Here is a 19,216-nt window from a genome sequence, read left to right as displayed (position 1 = left end):
GGGGCCGCGGCGGCCGGCGAGCACGAGGTGCGGGGCGCCGGCCCGGGCGAGGCGGCGGGCCACGTGGGCGGCGAGCGCGCCGGTGCCGCCGGTGATCAGGGTGGTGCCGGACGGCCGCCACACGGCGGCCTCGCCGGGGTCGCGGGTCCCGGCGGGGGCCGGGACGATGCGGCCGGCGAAGACGGTGCCGGCGCGGACGGCGGCCTGGTCCTCGCCGTCCTGTCCGGCGAGGACGCCGGCGAGGGCGGTGAGGTCGCGCGGGCCGGGGGCGCCGGGGGCGAGGTCGACGAGGCCGCCCCAGCGGTCGGGGTACTCCAGCGCGGCGACCCGGCCCAGGCCCCACACGGCGGCCTGCGCGGGGTCGGGCGCGGCGTCCGCGGCGCCGACCGACACCGCGCCGCGCGTGAGGCACCACAGCGGGGCGGTCAGGCCCGCGTCGCCGAGGGCCTGCAGGAGCGCGGCGGTGCCGACGGTGCCGGCGGGGGCCGCGCCGCCGGCGGCGCGGTCGTCGAGCGCGAGCAGCGACAGCACGCCGGTGAACTCCCGGCCCAGCTCCCGGATGCGGGCGGCGAGCGCGGCCCGGTCCGCGTTCCGGGCGCGCAGCCGCACCACGGGCGTGCCGAGCCCGTCCAGGACCGTGTCCGTCCAGGCGTCGTCGGCGCCGGCGGCGGGCAGCACCGCGAGCCAGGTGCCGGTGGGGCGGGCGGGCGGCGGGCCGGACAGCGGCCGCCACACCAGGCGGTGCCGCCAGCCGTCCATGCGGGCCTCGGCGTCCCGGTGGCGGCGCCAGTCGAGCAGTGCGGGCACCACCTTGGCCAGGGCGTCGTCGTCGACGTCCAGGCGGGCGCCGAGCGCGGCGAGGTCCTCCTCCTCGACGGCCGTCCAGAAGTCGCCGTCGCCGTCCGGCGCGGTGTGCCCGGCGGTGCGCTCGGGCCAGAACCGCTGGTGCTGGAACGGGTAGGTCGGCAGGTCGACGCGGCGTGCGCCGGTGCCGGCGAAGTACGCCGCCCAGTCCACGGCGAGTCCGGCGAGCCGCAGCCGGGCCACGGCGGTGGCCAGCGCCTCGGCCTCGGCGCGGCCCTGCGGCAGCAGCGGCACGGCGAGCGCGGAGCCGGCCTCGCCGGCGGCGGCCAGGCCGAGCAGCACGCCGCCCGGGCCGACCTCGACGAGCACCGAGACCCGGCGTTCGCGCAGGGCGCGCACGCCGTCGGCGAAGCGCACGGTCCCGCGGACGTGCCGCACCCAGTAGTCGGGGGTGGTCAGGTCGCCGTCCGCCGCCGGCCGTCCGGTGAGGTTGGAGACGACGGGGACGGCGGGCGCGCTGCCGGTGAGGCCGGTGAGCGCGGCGCGGAAGTCGTCCAGCATCGGCTCCATGCGCGGGGAGTGGAAGGCGTGGCTGACGCGGAGCCGGCCGGTGCGGCGGCCCCGGTCGGCGAAGTGCCCGGCGACGCGGCGCACCTCGTCCTCGTCGCCGGAGACGACGACCGCGGCGGGGCCGTTGACGGCGGCCAGCGACACCCGGCCGGTGAGCAGCGGCCGCACCTCGTCCTCGCCGGCCTCGACGGCTGCCATGGCGCCGCCCTCGGGCAGCCGGTCCATGAGGCGGGCGCGGGCGGCGACGAGCCGGCAGGCGTCGGCGAGGGTGAGCGCGCCGGCGACGTGCGCGGCGGCGATCTCGCCGACGGAGTGGCCGACGAGGTGGTCCGGGGTCAGGCCCCAGGACTCCAGCAGCCGGAACAGCGCCACCTCGACGGCGAACAGGGCGGGCTGGGCGATGCCGGTGCGGTCCAGCGCGGCCGGGTCGTCGCCCCACATCACCTGGCGCACCGCCGGGTCGAAGTGGCCGAGCACCTCGTCGAGCGCGGCGCGGAACGCCGGGTGCGCGTCGTACAGGCCGCGGCCCATGCCGAGGCGCTGGCTGCCCTGGCCGGGGAAGAGGAAGGCGACGCGGCCGGGGCGGGGGTCCTCGGCGCGCAGCACGCCGGGCGCCCCGGTGGCGCCGTCCGGTGCGGCGAGGGCGGCCAGGCCCGCCGTGAGGTCGTCGTGGCCGGTGACGGTGAGCGCCGCGCGGTGTTCGAACAGGGCGCGGCCGGTGGCCAGCGAGTACGCCAGGTCGGCGACGGCCGGGCGCGGGCCGGCGGTGACCCGGTCGAGGAGCCGGCGGGCCTGGTCGCGCAGGGCGTCGGGGGTGCGGGCGGACAGCACGACGGGCAGCGGGCGCGGCACGCCGGGCGCGGGCCGTTCCTCCGGCCGGGCCGGGGCCTGTTCGAGGACGACGTGGGCGTTGGTGCCGCTCGCGCCGAAGGAGGACACGCCGGCGCGGCGCGGCCGGCCGGTCTCGGGCCAGTCGGTCGCCTCGGTCAGCAGCCGGATGCCGCCCGCGGCCCAGTCGACGTGCGGGGAGGGGGTGTCGGCGTGCAGGGTGCGCGGCAGCAGGCCGTGCCGCATCGCCTGCACCGTCTTGATGACGCCGGCGACGCCGGAGGCGGCCTGGGTGTGGCCGATGTTGGACTTCACCGAGCCGAGCAGCAGCGGTCGTTCGCGGTCCTGCCCGTAGGCGGCGACGAGGGCCTGCGCCTCGATGGGGTCGCCGAGGCGGGTGCCGGTGCCGTGCGCCTCGACGGCGTCCACGTCGGCGGGGGCGAGGCGGGCGGCAGCGAGGGCGCGGCGGATGACGCGCTGCTGGGCGGGCCCGTTGGGCGCGGTCAGGCCGTTGGAGGCGCCGTCCTGGTTGACGGCCGTGCCGCGGACGACGGCGAGCACCGGGTGCCCGTTGCGTTCGGCGTCGGAGAGGCGTTCCACGACCAGCATGCCGGCGCCCTCCGCCCAGGCGGTGCCGTCGGCGTCGGCGGAGAACGCCTTGCAGCGGCCGTCGGCGGACAGCGCGCCCTGCGCGGTGAACTCGACGAAGCCGACCGGGGTCGACATCACGGTCACGCCGCCGGCCAGGGCGAGGGTGCACTCGCCCGCGCGCAGCGCCTGCACCGCGAGGTGCAGGGCGACCAGCGAGGAGGAGCAGGCGGTGTCGACGGAGACGGTGGGGCCCTGCAGGCCGAGGGTGTAGGCGACGCGGCCGGACAGCAGGCTGCCGGACTGGGCGGTCTCCCAGCGGCCGAGGTCGTCGGGGAGCCGGTAGTCGCCGCTGGTGCCGCCGACGAACACGCCGGCGTCGGTGCCGCGCAGGGTGTGCGGGTCGATGCCGGCCCGTTCCAGGGCCTCCCAGGCGGTTTCCAGGACGAGGCGTTGCTGCGGGTCCATGACCAGGGCCTCGTGGGGTGAGATGCCGAAGAAGCCGGGGTCGAAGTCGGCGGCGCCGTCGAGGAATCCGCCGCGCCGGGTGATGCTGGAGCCGGGGCCGCCGGACAGCAGCCGGTCGAAGTCCCAGCCGCGGTCCAGGGGCATGTCGCCGGTGGCGTCGACGCCGGCGACGACGAGGTCCCACAGGTCCTCCGGGGAGCGCACGCCGCCCGGGTAGCGGCAGCCCATGCCGACGATGACGATCGGGTCGCCGGTGTCGGCGGCGGGCGCGGGGGTGTCCCGCGGCGCGGGCTCCCGCGGCGTGCCGAGGAGTTCGGTGAGCAGGTGGCGGGCGAGCTCCTCCGGGGTGGGGTGGTCGAAGACGGCGGTGGCGGGCACGGTCAGGCCGGTGGCGCGGGCCAGCTGGTCGCGCAGGTCGACGGCGGCCAGCGAGTCGAAGCCGAGGTCGCGGAAGGGCCGGTCGGGCTCGACGGCGTCGGCGGCCTGCGTGCCGTGTCCGAGGACGAGGGCGCTCTTGTCGCGGACGAGGTCGAGGAGCACGCCGGTGCGTTCGGCCGCGGGCCGGGCGAGCAGGTCGGCGCGCAGCCGGCCGGCCGGGGTGTCGCCGGGTGCCGGGCCGGCCGCGGCGGCGAGCGCGTCGCGGGCCTCGGGCAGGGCGGTGAACAGGGCGGCGGAGGGGCCGTTCGCGGTGTGCGCGGGGACGAAGGCGGCCCAGTCGACGTCGGCGGCGGTGACGGCGGGCAGGCCGAGGCCGACGGCCCGGTCCAGGGCGGCGAGCGCGGTGTCCGGGTCGAGGGCCGGCAGGCCGGTGAGCCGCAGGTGCCCGGCGAGGGACGGCTCGACGGTGCCGGCCCAGGCGTTCCAGGCGATGGTGACGACGGTCCGGCCGCGGTCCCTGCCGTGTTCGGCGACGGCCTCCAGGGCGGCGCCGGCCGCGGCCTCGGCGGCCCGGCCGCGGGCGCCCCAGGCGGCGGCGACGGACCCGAACAGCACGAGGGCGTCCAGGTCCCGGCCGGTGAGGAGGTCGTCGAGGGCGAGCACGCCGGCGAGCGCGTCGTCGAGCGTGGTCCCGGCGGGTTCCTCGGCGTGGACGACGGCGGTGAGCGCGGCGGCCTCGGGGATGCCGAGGAGCGCGGCCAGGGCGGCGCGGTCGGCGATGTCGCAGGCGTGGACGCCGAGCCGGGCGGCGGCGGTGCCGTCCGTGCCGGCGAGGACCCGGTCGGCGGTGTCGGGGGCGGGCGCCCGGCCGGCCAGCAGGACGTGGCCGGCGCCGCCGAGGAGGGCCCGGCGGGCGACGGCGACGCCGAGCGGGCCGGTGCCGACGACCAGGACGGTGCCGTGCGGCGTCCAGTCGGCGGTGTCCGTGCCGGGGCGGGCGCGGACGATGCGGCGGGCCAGCCACCGGTCGCCGCGCAGGGCGAGTTCGCGTTCGGCGGTGGCCGGGCCGGGGCCGTGGGCGGCGTGCGCGCGGAGGGCGCCGAGCCGGGCGTCGGGGGCGGTGTCGAGGTCGAGCAGACCGCCCCAGCGGGCGGGGTGCTCCACGGCGGCGACGCGTCCGGCGCCCCAGACCGCGGCGGACGTCGCGTCGGGCGCGGGGTCGCCGGTCCCGGTGCGCACGCCCCGGTGGGTGGCGCACCACAGCGGTGCCGTGACGCCGGCCCGCTCCAGCAGGGCGAGCAGTCCGCCGGGGCCGTGGTCGCGGACCGCGCCGGGCAGGGCCAGGACGCCGGCCGGTCCGGCGGGGGCGCCGGCGAGCGCGTCCGGGGCGGCGGGCAGGGGGTGCGCGGTGCCCAGGGCCGCGGCGGCGGCCTCGGCCCAGGTGTCGTCGCCGGGGCCGGTCAGCAGCAGCCAGGGTCCGGCGGCGGGGGCGGCGGGCGGCTCCACCGGCACCCACTCGGCGCGGTACAGGAGCCGGTCGGCGGCGGTCCGGGCGCGGCGCCGGCGGCGCCGGGCGGCGAGCGCGCCGGCCGCCTCGGTGCCGAGGTCGGTGCCCAGGGTGGCGGCGAGCGCGGCGGGGTCGGAGGCGTCGACGGCCTGCCAGAACTCCGCCTCGGCGGGGTCGGCCTGGGCCGCGGGCGCGGGTTCGGGCCAGTAGCGGCGGCGCTGGAAGGCGTAGGTGGGCAGGTCGGTGAGGCGGGCGCCGGTGCCGGCGAAGAAGCCGGCCCAGTCGACCGGGAGGCCGTCGGTGTGCAGCCGGGCGAGGGCGGTGAGCGCGGCGGCCGGCTCGTCGCCGTCGCGGCGCAGCAGCGGCACCACGGGGGTGTCGTCGTCGAGCCGGCCGCGTACGGCGCCGCAGAGCGCGGCGCCGGGGCCGGCCTCCACGAACGCGCCGACGCCGGCGTCGCGCAGCGCGGTCACGCAGTCGGCGAACCGCACGGTCTCGCGGACCTGCCGCACCCAGTAGCCGGGGGTGGTCAGGTCGCCGTCCGCCGCGGGCCGCCCGGTGAGGCCGGTGACGACGGTGAGGGCCGGCGGGTGGAACGTGATGCGGTCCAGGACGGCCCGGAAGGCGTCCAGCATCGGCTCCATGAGCGGCGAGTGGAAGGCGTGGGAGACCCGCAGGCGGGTGACGCGCTCCGCGTCGAGCCGGGCCAGGACGGCGTCCAGCGCGCTCTCCTCGCCGGACAGGACGACGGCGTCGGGCGCGTTGACGGCGGCGACGGCGACGGCGTCGCCGAGCAGCGGCCGCACGTCCTCCTCGCGGGCGCGTACGGCGGCCATGGCGCCGCCGGGCGGCAGGGCGTCCATGAGCCGGGCCCGGGCCGCGACGAGGACGCAGGCGTCGTCGAGGGTGAGGACGCCCGCGACGTGGGCGGCGGCGATCTCGCCGACGGAGTGGCCGGCCAGGTGGTCCGGGGTCAGGCCCCAGGACTCCAGCAGCCGGAACAGCGCCACCTCGACGGCGAACAGGGCGGGCTGGGCGACGCCGGTCCGGTCCAGGGCGGCGGCGTCCTCGCCCCACATCACCGGGCGCAGCGGGCGGCCGAGTTCGAGGTCGAGGCGGGCCAGGACCGCGTCGAGCGCGTCGGCGAAGGCGGGGAACCGCTCGTACAGGCCGCGGCCCATGCCGAGGCGCTGGCTGCCCTGTCCGGGGAAGAGGACGGCGAGCGGTCCGCGGGTGCCGCGGGCCCGGCCGCGGGCGGCCTCGGTGACGCCATCGGGCGTGGCGAGCAGCACCGCGCGGTGCGGCAGGTGGGCGCGGGCGGTGGCCAGGGTCCGGGCCACGTCGCGGGCGTCGAGTCCATCGGCCGCGGCGCGGACCCGGTCGAGCTGGGCGTCCAGGGCGGCGGCCGTCCGGCCGGAGACGACCCAGGGCACGACGGTGTGCGGGCCGGCCGCGTCCCGCGGGGCTGCGGCGGGCTCGGTGTCCTCGGGTGCCTGTTCCAGGATGACGTGGGCGTTGGTGCCGCTCATGCCGAACGCGGAGACGCCGGCCCGCAGCGGTCCCGGGGTGTCGGGCCAGTCGGTCGCCTCGGTCAGCAGGGCCAGGCCGGAGTCCCACCCGATGTGCGGGGAGGGCCGGTCGGCGTGCAGGGTCCGGGGCAGGATCCGGTGCCGCATGGCCAGGACCATCTTGATGACGCCGGCGACGCCGGCCGCGGCCTGGGTGTGGCCGAGGTTGGACTTGACCGTGCCGAGCAGCAGCGGCCGCCGGCGGTCCCGGCCGTAGGCGGCGAGCAGGGCCTCGGCTTCGACGGGGTCGCCGAGCCGGGTGCCGGTGCCGTGCGCCTCGACGGCGTGGACGTCGGCGGGGGCGAGCCGGGCGTCGGCGAGCGCCTGCCGGATGACGCGCTGCTGGGCGGGCCCGTTGGGCGCGGTCAGTCCGTTGGTGGCGCCGTCCTGGTTGACGGCCGTGCCGCGGATCACGGCGTGCACCCGGTGGCCGCCGCGGCGGGCGTCGGAGAGCCGCATCAGGACGAGCACGCCCACGCCCTCCGACCAGGCGGTGCCGTCGGCGTCGGCGGAGAACGCCTTGCAGCGGCCGTCGGGGGCGAGGCCGCCCTGGGCGCTGAACTCCACGAAGGCGTCCGGGGCGGACATCACGGACACGCCGCCGGCCAGGGCGAGCTCGCAGTCGCCGTCGCGCAGGGCCCGCACGGCCCAGTGCAGGGCCACCAGCGAGGCCGAGCAGGCGGTGTCGACGGTGACGGCCGGGCCCTGCAGGCCGAGGACGTAGGCCAGGCGGCCGGAGAGGACGCTGGCGGTGGTGCCGGTGGCGGCGTAGCCCCGGACGTCGTCGGCGCCGCGGCGCAGCACGGTGGCGTAGTCCTGGCCGTTGGTGCCGACGAAGACGCCGGTCGGGCTGGACCGCAGGCCGCTCGGGTCGATGCCGGCGCGCTCCAGCGCCTCCCAGGCGGTCTCCAGCAGCAGCCGCTGCTGCGGGTCCATGGCGAGGGCCTCGCGCGGGGAGATGCCGAAGAAGTCGGCGTCGAAGTCGGCGACGCCGTCGAGGAAGCCGCCCTCGCGGGTGGCGGAGGCGCCCGCCGCGAGCGCGTCGAGGTCCCAGCCGCGGTCGGCGGGGAACGGTCCGATGGCGTCCCGGCCGTCCGCGAGGAGCCGCCACAGGTCGTCGGGGGAGGTGACGCCGCCGGGGAAGCGGCAGCCGATGCCGACGACGGCGATCGGGTCGTCGGCGGCCGCGCCGGACGCGGGCTCGGTGCCGGCCGCCCGGGACGCGGGCTCCTCGTCGCCGCCGAGGAGTTCGGCGAGGAGGAAGTCCACCAGGTCCCGCGGGGTGGGGTGGTCGTAGATCAGGGAGGCGGGCAGGGTGAGGCCGGTGGCGGCGGCGATGCCGTTGCGCAGTTCGAGCGTGGTCAGCGAGTCGAAGCCGAGGTCGCGGAAGGTCCGGTCGGCCTCGACGGTCCGGGTGTCGGCGTGGCCGAGGACGGCGGCGGCCTGGGCGCGCAGCAGGTCGAGCAGCACCCGGCCGCGTTCGGCGGCGGGCAGCGCGGCCAGCCGGGCCCGCAGGTCGTCCGCGCCGCCCGGCGCTGTTGCGGGGGCGGCGGCCGGGGGGCCGGCGAGTTCGGTGAGGAGCGCCGCCGAGGCGGGCTGCAGGGCGGCGAGGCGGGACCAGTCGGCGTCGGCGACGGTCACGGCGGTGTCGTCGTGGGCGACGGCGTCGAGCAGGGCGTCCACGGCGCGTCCGGGGTCGAGGGGGGTGAGTCCGGCGCGGCGCAGCCGGCGGTCGACGTCCTCGCCGCCGGCCAGGCCGGCGCCCGCCCAGGGGCCCCAGGCGATCGCGGTGGCGGGCCGGCCCTCGGCGCGGCGGCGGGCGGCGAGGGCGTCCAGCCAGGCGTTGGCCGCCGCGTAGTTGCCCTGCCCGGCGGCGCCGACGACGCCGGCGGTGGAGGTGTACAGCACGAACGCGGTCAGCGGCGCGTCCCGGGTGAGCTCGTCCAGGTGGCGGGCGGCGGTCACCTTGGCGCGCAGGACGGCGGCGAAGTCGTCGGGGGTGAGCGCGTCGACGACCCGGTCCTCGACGACACCGGCGGTGTGCAGGACGGCGGTCAGCGGCGCGTCGGCGGGCACGCCGGCCAGTACCGCGGCGAGCGCGTCGCGGTCGGCGGCGTCGCAGGCGGCGAGGGTGACCCGGGCGCCGAGCGCGGTCAGTTCGCGCCGCAGTTCCCCGGCGCCGGGCGCGTCCGGGCCGCGGCGGCTGAGCAGCAGCAGGTGGCCGGCGCCGTCCCGGGCGAGCCGGCGGGCGACGTGGGCGCCCAGGCCGCCGGTGCCGCCGGTGATCAGGACGGTGCCGTCCGGGTCGGCCAGGCCGTGCGGGCGGGGGGCGGCGGCCCCGGTGCGGGGGGCGGCGACGAGCCGGCGGACGAGGACGCCCGTGGCGCGTACGGCGCTCTCGGGCGCGTCGCCCGCCAGCACGGCGCGCAGCCGGCGGGCGGCGGGCGCGTCGAGCCGGTCGGGCAGGTCGACCAGCCCGCCCCAGCGGGCGGGGTGTTCGAGGGCGGCGACCCGGCCCAGGCCCCACACGGCGGCCTGCGCGGGGTCGCGCACCGGGTCGGCCGCGCCGAGGACGGAGACGGCGCCCCGGGTGGCGCACCACAGCGGCGCGTCGACGCCGGCGTCGCCCAGGGCCTGGAACGCGGTGGCGGTCAGCGCGGCGGCGTCGTCCCCGGCGAGCGCGAGCAGCGACAGCACGCCCGTGCAGGCGCCGTCGGCCGCGCGCAGCCGGGCGGCCGTCTCCTGGCGGTCGGCGGCGACGGCGACTCGCTCGACGGGCGTGCCGAGCGCGGCGGTCACCTCCCCGGCCCACGGGTCGGTCCCGGCGCCCTCGGGCAGCAGCACCAGCCAGCGCCCGGCCGGGGCGGCCGGGGCGGGCGCCGCGGGCCGCCAGACGACGCGGTGGCGCAGGGCGTCCAGCCGGGCCCGGTCGTGGCGGCGCCGGCGCCAGGCGGACAGGGCGGGCGCCAGTGCGCGGGCCGTGTCCTGGTCGAGGCCGAGCGTGGTGGCCAGGGCGGTGGCGTCCTGCCGTTCGACGTCGGCCCAGAACTCGGTGTCCGCCGGGTCCGCGGCCGGGGCGGCGGGCGCCGGCTCGGGCCAGTAGCGCTGCCGCTGGAAGGCGTACGTCGGCAGGTCCAGGCGCTCGTCGCGGACCCCGCGCGCGGTGAGGAAGGCGGCCCAGTCGACGCTCGCGCCGTGCGCGTGGGCCCCGGCGAGGGCGGTGGTGAGCTGGGCGAGTTCGTCCCGGTCGCGGCGCAGCAGGGGCAGGACGGCCGTGTCGGGCGTGTCGGCCGTGTCCTCCCGGGCGGCGTCGAGGACCGCCCGGGTCGGGCCGCTGAGCACGGCGTCCGGGCCGACCTCGACGAAGGTGCGCACGCCGTGCCCGGCGAGGGTGGCCACCGCGTCGGCGAACCGGACGGTGTCGCGGACGTGCCGCACCCAGTGCTCCGGCGAGGCGAGTTCCGCGTCGGAGGCGAGCCGGCCGGTGCGCGTGGAGACCAGCGGAAGCCGCGCCGGCGCGACCGTGACGCGGGCCGCGGCCTCGGCGAACTCCTCCAGCATCGCGTCCATGCGGGGCGAGTGGAAGGCGTGGCTGACCCGCAGCCGCCGGACGCGGCGGCCGCGGGCGGCCAGCGTGGCGGCGACGGCCTCGACGGCATCCTCGTCACCCGAGACCACCACGGAGGCGGGCCCGTTGACGGCGGCGACGGACACCCGCCCGTCGAGCAGCGGGGCCACCTCGTCCTCGGCGGCCTCGACGGCGGCCATCGCGCCGCCCTCGGGCAGCTCCGCCATGAGCCGGGCGCGGGCGGCCACCAGGGCGCACGCGTCGGCCAGGCCGAGCACCCCGGCCGCGTGGGCGGCGGCGATCTCGCCGACGGAGTGGCCGGCCACGAGGTCCGGGGTGACGCCCCAGGACTCCAGGAGCCGGAACAGCGCCACCTCCACGGCGAACAGCGCGGGCTGGGTGTGGCCGGTGCGGTCCAGCAGGGCGGCCTCGGGGGTGCCCTCCGCGGCGAACATCACGTCCCGCAGCGGCACCTCGAGGCCGGTGTCGAGGTGGGCGAGGACCGCGTCGAGCGCGTCGGCGAACACCGGGAAACGGCCGTACAGTTCGCGGCCCATGCCCAGGCGCTGCCCGCCCTGCCCGGTGAACAGGAACGCGACCCGGCCCCGTCCGGGGGCGACGGCCCGGACCAGGTGCGCGGCGGGTTTCCCGTCGCGCAGGGCCCGCAGTCCGCGCAGCAGTTCCTCCCGGTCCCCGGCGACGACGGCGGCCCGCCGTTCGAAGGCGGAACGGTGCAGCGCCAGACCGGCGGCCAGCCGGCTCACCGTCAGTTCCGGTCGCCGCTCCACGAAGTCCAGCAGCCGGTCCGCCTGTGCCCGCAGCGCCTCGTCCCCGCGCGCGGACACCAGCACCGGCAGCGGCCCGGTGGGCGCCGCGGCCTCGTCCGGCGCGGCGGCCCCGCCGGCCGGGGCCGCGGCCTGCGCCCCGGCGGGCCGGTCCGGTGCCTGTTCCAGGACCGCGTGCACATTGGTGCCGCTGATGCCGAAGGACGACACGCCCGCGCGGCGCGGCCGGCCCGTCTCGGGCCACGGCGTGGGCTCGGTCAGCAGGCGGACCGCCCCGGCGGACCAGTCGATGTGCCGGGACGGCACCTCGGCGTGCAGGGTGGGCGGCAGGACGCCGTGGCGCAGCGCCAGCACCGTCTTGATGACTCCGGCGACGCCGGAGGCGGCCTGGGTGTGGCCGATGTTGGACTTCACGGAGCCGAGCAGCAGCGGGCGTTCGCGGTCCTGGCCGTAGGCGGCGAGCAGCGCCTGGGCCTCGATGGGGTCGCCGAGCGCGGTGCCGGTGCCGTGGCCCTCGACGGCGTCGACGTCGGCGGGGGCGAGGCGGGCGGCGGCCAGCGCGGCGCGGATGACCTGCTGCTGGGCGGGCCCGTTGGGCGCGGTCAGGCCGTTGGAGGCGCCGTCCTGGTTGACGGCCGTGCCGCGGACGACGGCGAGCACCGGGTGCCCGTTGCGGCGCGCGTCGGAGAGCCGTTCGACGAGGACGATGCCGACGCCCTCGGCGAGTGCCATGCCGTCGGCGCCGTCCGCGTACGCCTTGCAGCGGCCGTCGGGGGCCAGGGCCCGCTGGCCGCTGAACCCGATGAAGGTGTGCGGGGTGGCCATGAGGCTGACGCCGCCGGCGAGCGCGAGGTCGCTCTCCCCGTTGCGCAGCGACTGGCAGGCCAGGTGCAGCGCGGTCAGCGAGGACGAGCAGGCGGTGTCGAGGGTGACCGCCGGTCCCTGCAGGCCGAGCAGGTAGGCGACGCGGCCGGACAGGACGCTGGCGAGCGAGCCGGTCACGGCGTGCCCGTCGGCGCCGTCGCGGCCCGCCGCCGGGTAGTCCTGGTAGCTGGCCCCGATGAACGCCCCGGTGCGGCTGCCGCGCACCCGCTCGGGCACGATCCCGGCGCGTTCGAACGCCTCCCACGCGGTCTCCAGCAGCAGCCGCTGCTGCGGGTCCATGGCCAGGGCCTCGCGCGGCGAGATCCCGAAGAAGGCGGCGTCGAAGTCGGCGGCGTCGTGCAGGAACCCGCCCCGCACGGCGTAGGTGCGGCCGGGCGCGTCCGGGTCCGGGTCGTACAGCTCCTCCACCGGCCAGCCGCGGTCGGCGGGGAAGCCGGTGATGGCGTCGGTGCCGCTCATCACCAGTTCCCACAGCGCCTCGGGAGAGTCGACGCCGCCGGGGTAGCGGCAGCTCATGCCGATGATCGCGATCGGCTCGTCGGCGGCGGTGGCCACCGGGGCGGCGGGCCCCGCGGGCAGGGCGGCCCGGTCGCCGTCCAGCCGGGTGCGCAGGTGGGCGGCGAGCGCGGCCGGCGTCGGATGGTCGAACACCAGCGTGGCGGGCAGTGCGAGCCCGGTGGCGGAGGCGAGCCGGTTGCGCAGGTCGACGGCGGTCAGCGAGTCGAAGCCGGCGTCGCGGAAGGCCCGCCGGTCGGGCAGGTCGTCGGGGCCGGCCAGGCCGAGGACGGCCGCGGCCTGCGCGCGCACGGTGTCCAGCAGCAGCCGGTCCCGTTCGGCGGCCGGCAGCGCGGCCAGCCGGGCCGCGAACTCGCCGTCCGCGTCCGGCGCCCGCCGCTCGGCGGCCTGCGCGGCCCGCCGGGTCTCGGGCACCTCGTCGAACAGCCGGGTCTCGCGCACCGACCCGAACACCGGGTAGTAGCGCTCCCAGTCCACGTCGGCGACGGCGAGCTGGGTCTCGTCGTCCTCCAGGGCGCGCCGCAGCCCGGCCAGCGCCAGGTCGGCGTTCATGAACACCAGGCCGGTGCGCCGCACCTCGTCGGGGGCGACCCGGCCGACGCCCAGCTCGTTGGCCCAGATGCCCCAGTGCACGGAGGTCGCGGCCAGGCCGCGGGCGCGGCGCTCGGCGGCGAGCGCGCCCAGGTAGGCGTTGCCGGCGACGTACGCGGCGTGCCGGCCGCTGCCCCACAGGCCGGCCACCGACGAGAACAGCACGAACGCGTCGAGGTCGGCGTCGGCGAGCAGCGCGTCCAGGTTCCGGGCGCCCTCGACCTTGGCGTGCATGACGCGGGACACGGCGGCCAGGTCGGTGGCGGCCAGGGTGTGCAGCTCGATGACGGCGGCGGCGTGGATCACCGTGCGCAGGACGTGCCCGTCGGCGCGCAGCCGGTCCAGGAGCGCGCCGAGCGCGGCCCGGTCGGTGATGTCGCAGGCGGCGACGGTGACCTCGGTGCCCGCCCCGGCGAGTTCGGCGACGAGGTCGGCCGCGCCGGGGGCGTCGGGGCCGCGGCGGGAGACCAGCACGACGCGTGCGGCGCCCTGGGCGGACAGCCAGCGCGCCACGTGCGGGCCGAGGGTGCCGGTGCCGCCGGTGACCAGGACGGTGCCGCGCGGGCTCCAGGCGCCGCGGGCCGGGCGGTCGCCGGCGCGGTCGCGGACCACGCGGCGGGCGAAGACGCCGGAGGCGCGCAGGGCGAGCTGGTCCTCGGCCGTGTGGTCCCCGCCGGCGAGGACGGCGGCCAGCCGGCGCGCGCCGCGCTCGTCCAGCGTCTCGGGCAGGTCGACGGTGCCGCCCCAGAAACGGGGGTGCTCCAGCGCCGCGGTCCAGCCGATGCCGAGCGACTGCGCCTGCACGGGCCGCGTCACCCGGTCGGCGCGCCCGGTGGCCACCGCGCCCCGGGTCAGCAGCCACAGCGGGCGGTCCGCGTCCAGGTCCCCGAGGGCCTGCGCGAGCACGACGTTGAGGGCGGTGCCGAGCGCCGCCCCGGGCACGCCGGGGCAGTCCTGCTCGGCGCCGGCGAGGAGGGAGACGAGGCCGGCGGGCGCGGGCGCGCAGGAGTCGGCGTCCCCCTCCGGGGCGGCGCCGGGTGCCACGCCCGCCGCCCGCAGCGCGTCGGCCAGCACCGCGCGGTCCAGGTGGGTGTGGTCCAGCACCAGCCGCACCGGCTGCGCGCCGTGCCCGGCCAGCGCCGCGACGACGTCCGCGTCGTCGACGCCGTCGGCGGTGACGACGAGCCAGCGGCCCGTGGCAGCGGCGGGCGGGGTGTCCAGCGGCACCCAGCGGACCTTGTACCGCCAGTCGTCCAGCGTGGCCGCCTCGCTGCGGCGCCGCCGCCAGGCGGCCAGCCCCGGCAGCACGGCGGCCAGGGCGTCCTCGGTGACGTCCAGGTCCTCGGCGAGGCCCGCGAGGTCCGCCTCCTGCACGGCGTTCCAGAACGCCGCGTCCGCCGGGCCGGCCGTGCCGTCCCCCGCGCCGGGGGCGACCGGCGGCACCCACAGGTGCTGGTGCTGGAAGCGGTAGGTGGGCAGGGCGACCGGGCGGTGCGCGCCCGTCCCGCCGTACGCCGCCGTCCAGTCGACGCGGACGCCGCGGACGAACGCCTCCGCCAGGGACGTCAGTACGCGCCGCGCGTCGTCCTCGCCGCGCCGCAGGGTGCCGCCGGCGTACGCCGGCACCCCGGCCGCGTCGATCGCGCCCTGGATGCCGAGGGTGAGCACGGGATGGGCGCTGACCTCGATGAACGCGCGGTACCGGTCGGTCAGCAGCTGTTCGACGGCCGGCCCGAACCGCACGGTCTGCCGCAGGTTGCGGTACCAGTAGCCGGCGTCCATGCCGCCGTCGTCGCCGGGGTCGCCGAGCCACCGGCCGGTCACCGTGGACAGCAGCGGGACGCGGGGGGTGCGCGGGGCGACGGGGGCGAGGAGGTCGAGGAGTTCGTCGCGCAGGTCCTCGACGTGGACGGAGTGCGAGGCGTAGTCGACGGGGATCTTGCGCACCCGTACGTCCTCGGCGGCCAGTTCGTCGTGGAGGGCGTCCAGCGCCTCCGGGTCGCCGCAGACGACCACCGCGCCCGGCCCGTTGACGGCGGCGACGGACAGCCGCCCTTCCCACGGCTCCAGGCGGGCCTCGGCCCGGTCGGCGTCCAGCGCCACGGACATCATGCCGCCGCGTCCGGCCAGGGTGCGGCCGATGGCCTGGCTGCGCAGCGCCACCACGCGCGCGCCGTCCTCCAGGGACAGCGCGCCGGCGACGACGGCCGCGGCGATCTCGCCCTGGGAGTGGCCCACGACCGCGTCCGGCCGCACGCCGTACGCCTCCCAGACGGCGGCGAGGGACACCATCACCGCCCAGGTCACCGGCTGCACCACGTCGACCCGGTCCAGTCCGGGCGCGCCCGGTTCCTGGCGCAGCACCGCGGCCGGCGACCAGTCCACGAACGGGGCGAGGGCGAGGGCGCAGGCGGCCATCCGCTCGGCGAACACCGGGGACGCGTCGAGCAGCCGGGCGCCCATGCCGGCCCACTGGGTGCCCTGGCCGGGGAAGACGAAGACGGTACGGCCGTCGAGGTCGGCCTCGCCGTGCACGACGGGCGCGTCGAGGTCCCGTGCGGCGAACGCGCCGAGCGCGGCGGCCAGTTCGGCGGTGCCGGCGCCGAGCGCCACGGCCCGGTGCTCGAACAGGGTGCGGGTGGTCACCAGGGCGTGCCCCACGTCCGCCGGACCGGGATCGCCCGCCTGCGCGACGTGCGCGGCGAGGGCGGCCGCCTGGTCGCGCAGGGCGGCCCGGCCGCGGGCGGACAGCACCCAGGGCAGCGCCCCGGCGACCGGGGCCGCCGTCGGGACCGGGTCCCCGGCCGGGGCCGCGGGCGCCGGTTCCCGCGGCGCCTCCTCCAGGACGGCGTGCGCGTTGGTGCCGCTGATCCCGAACGAGGAGACGGCGCAGCGGCGCGGCCGTCCGCCGCGCGGCCACGGCCGCTCCTCGGCCAGCAGCCGCAGCGTGCCGTCGGACCAGTCGATGTGCCGGGACGGCTCCTCGACGTGCAGGGTCCTCGGGAGCACGCCGTGGCGCAGCGCCAGCACCATCTTGATGACCCCGGCGACACCGGCGGCGGACTGGGCGTGCCCGATGTTGGACTTCACCGAGCCGAGCCACACCGGCCGCCCGGGATCCCGTTCCCGTCCGTACGTCGCGGCCAGCGCCCGCGCCTCGATGGGGTCGCCGAGCGCGGTGCCCGTGCCGTGCGCCTCGACGGCGTCGATGTCGTCCGGGGTGAGGCGGGCGTTGGCGAGCGCCTGCCGGATCACGCGCTGCTGGGCGGGCCCGCTCGGCGCGGTCAGCCCGTTGGACGTGCCGTCCTGGTTGACCGCGCTGCCGCGGATCACGGCCAGCACCGGGTGCCCGTTGCGGCGCGCGTCGGAGAGCCGTTCGACCAGCAGCAGCCCGACGCCCTCGCCGAGCGTCATCCCGTCGGCGCCGTCGCCGAACGCCTTGCACCGGCCGTCGGCGGCCAGCGCCCGCTGCCGGCTGAACGCCACGAACGAGTCCGGCGTCGTCATCACCGTGGCACCGCCGGCCAGTGCCAGCGTGCTCTCCCCGGTGCGCAGCGACTGGCAGGCCAGGTGCAGCGCGACCAGCGAGGACGAGCAGGCGGTGTCGACGGTGACGGCCGGCCCCTCCAGGCCGAGCGCGTACGACAGCCGGCCCGACAGCACGCTCGGGCTGGACCCGGTGACCAGGTGTCCCTCGGTGCCGTCCCCGGCGCCCCGCCCGTACTCCTGGTAGCTGGAGCCGATGAACGCGCCGGTGCGGCTGGCGCGCAGCGTGGCCGGGTCGATCCCGGCGCGTTCGATCGCCTCCCACGCGGTCTCCAGCAGCAGCCGCTGCTGCGGGTCCATCACCAGCGCCTCGCGCGGCGAGATCCCGAAGAAGGCGGGGTCGAACGCGCCCGCGTGCCGCAGGAACCCGCCCTGCGTGGAGTACGTCGTCCCGCTGCGGTCGGGGTCGGGGTCGTACAGTCCGGCCACGTCCCAGCCGCGGTCGGCGGGGAACTCCCCGATCGCGTCGGCGCCGGAGGCGATCAGTTCCCAGAACGCCTCCGGGGAGTCGGCGCCGCCGGGGAAGCGGCAGCTCATCCCGATGATCGCGATGGGTTCGTCGGAGACGTCCGCGACCGCGGCCTCGACGGCTCCGGCCTCGTCCCCGGCGAGGAGCCCGGCCAGCAGGTGCCGGGCCAGGGCCAGCGGTGTCGGATGGTCGAAGACCAGGGTGGCGGGCAGCGGCAGCCCGGCGGCCGCGGTGAGCCGCTTGCGCAGTTCGACGGCCATCAGGGAGTCGAACCCGTGCTCCTGGAAGGCCCGTTCGGGTTTCACGGAGTCGGGGCCCGGGTGCCCGAGCACGGCGGCGGCGTGGGTGCGGACCAGGTCGAGGACGAGCGGCAGCCGGTCGTCCTCGCGGGCCGCGGCCAGCCGGGCGCGCAGTTCGCCGGCGGCGCCGGCGCGTTCCTGCCGCGCCTGCTGCGCGGCGGCGGCGATGCCGCGGGCCCCGGGCAGCGCGGTCAGCGACGCGGTGTGCCGCAGCCCGAACATGCCCGTCAGCAGTTCCGGCGCGGCCAGGTCGGCGACGACCGTGTCCGCCGCGTCCTCGGCGACCAGTTCCGCCATCGCCTCCAGGGCGAGGCCCGGTTCCAGCGCCCGGCCCGCGGCGTGCCGCCCGAGCCGCCCGTCACCGGCCATGCCGGCACCGCGCCAGGCGCCCCAGGCGACGGAGGTGGCGGGCAGGCCCGCGGCCCTGCGCCGCCGGGCCAGCGCGTCCAGCGCGGCGTTGGCGGCGGCGTAGTTGGCCTGCCCCGGGTTGCCGACCGCCCCGGCCAGGGACGAGAACAGCACGAAGGCGTCCAGCGGCCGGTCCCGCGTCAGCTCGTCGAGTACGGCCGCGGCCCGCACCTTGGCCCGGAAGACCTCCTCGAACCGGTCGGGCGTGAGGCTGTGCAGCACCCCGTCGGCCAGCACGCCCGCGGTGTGCACGACCGCCGTCAGCGGCGTCCCGTCCGGGACGCGGGCGAGGACACCCGCCAGCGCCTCCCGGTCGGCCACGTCGCAGGCCACGACGGTGACGCGGGCGCCCAGCCCGGTCAGCTCGGCCGTCAGCTCCTCCGCCCCCGGCGCCTGCGGCCCGCGCCGGCTGACCAGCAGCAGGTGCTCCGCGCCCCGCCCGGCGAGCCACCGCGCGACATGCGCCCCGAGGGCACCGGTGCCGCCGGTGACCAGCACGGTGCCGGACGGACGCCAGGCGTCGACGGACCCCGGCGGGTTCTGGGTCCCGGCGCCGGGCGCGGGCACCAGCCGTCGCCCGTACGTCCCGTGGGCCCGCACCGCGACCTGGTCCTCGCCGTCGGTGCGCGCGAGGGCCCCGAGGAACCCCCGGACGACCTCCTCCCCCACCTCGTCGGGCAGGTCGACGAGGCCGCCCCAGCGCTCCGGGTGCTCCAGGGCGACGACCCGGCCCAGCCCCCAGACGGCGGCGGCCCCGGGCGCGGGCAGCGCCGCCCGCGCACCGTCGGACGCCGGCACGCTCACCGCGCCACGGGTCACGGCCCACACCCGCGCGTCCAGCCCCACGTCCTCCAGGGCCTGGACGAGCACGGCCGTGCCGACCACCGCGACCGGCACCGCCGAGGCGGGCCGGACCTGCGACCCGGCCGCGAGCAGGGACACCACGCCCGACACGTGCGCCCCGTCGGGCAGCCCGGCGACGCACTCCCGCAGCCGCCGGGCCACGGTCTCCCGGTCGTCGTCCGCCTCCACGGGCAGCACGAACGCCGACGCGCCCAGCGCGGCCACCACCGACCGCACCCACGGCTCGTCCACCTGCCCCGCGGGGACCACGACCAGCCGGCCGCCCCCGCCCGGCTCGACCGGCAACGGCTCGCCGAGCTGCTGCCACGCCTCCCGGAACCGCAGGGCGTCCACCGCCGACCGCAGCCGCCGACGGCCACGCCACGCCGACAGCGCGGGCACGACGTCGCTCAGCGCCTCGGCGTCCAGATCCAGCCGGGCCGCGAGCCCGTCGACGTCCGTACGTTCCACCGCCGCCCAGAACTCGGCGTCGGCCGACTCGACCGCGTCGTCCGAGGGGGTACGGGACGGACCGGGCTCGGGCCAGTAGTGCTGGTGCTGGAAGGGGTAGGTGGGCAGGTCGGTGCGGCGGGCG

Annotated in this window: 1 protein-coding gene; it reads right to left on the bottom strand. The window is 79.1% G+C overall.

Going from position 1 to position 19,216, the window contains the following annotated elements; genetic code table 11:
* The coding region (locus ABD363_RS30780; RefSeq protein ID WP_344609532.1) for a type I polyketide synthase at positions 1-19,216 on the bottom strand (19,216 nt) is incomplete at both ends.

It is taken from the genome of Streptomyces glaucus (assembly GCF_039533365.1).
In the GTDB taxonomy this organism is placed as follows: domain Bacteria; phylum Actinomycetota; class Actinomycetes; order Streptomycetales; family Streptomycetaceae; genus Streptomyces; species Streptomyces glaucus.
Note: the sequence above shows the minus strand (reverse complement) of the source record. Positions and strands in the feature narration are given on the sequence as shown.